The 362-nt window shown below is 59.7% G+C and carries 1 protein-coding gene; it reads left to right on the top strand.

Annotation, left to right across the window (positions count from 1 at the left end; genetic code table 11):
• Positions 1-362: relaxase/mobilization nuclease domain-containing protein (locus tag N6G83_RS54610; RefSeq protein ID WP_260524452.1), on the top strand; the 362-nt coding region annotated here is incomplete at both ends.

Raw genomic sequence — 362 nt, 5'->3', positions numbered from 1 at the left:
CTGCTGGGCAAAGATCGCCAGCGGGATGATGCCCGTGTGCTGCGGGGAGACGCCGAACGCACCCGCGAACTGATTGACGGCTGTGACTTTGCCCGCGCCTACACCTCCGGCGTGCTGTCCTTTCAGGAGGCCGACATTGCAGAACCTGAAAAGGCGCGGCTTATGGACGAATGGGAACAGACACTGATGACCGGTCTCGACAAAGACCAGTACGCCTGTCTGTGGGTTGAACATCAGGACAAAGGCCGCCTCGAGCTGAACTTCGTGATCCCGAACATCGAATTACAGAGCGGGAAACGGCTGCAACCCTACTTTGACCGCGCCGACCGTCCCAGGGTAAACGCCTGGCAGACGCTGACCAA

The sequence above is a fragment of the Serratia sp. PL7 genome (genome assembly GCF_945957435.1).
This window is presented reverse-complemented; position numbering and strand designations above follow the sequence as displayed.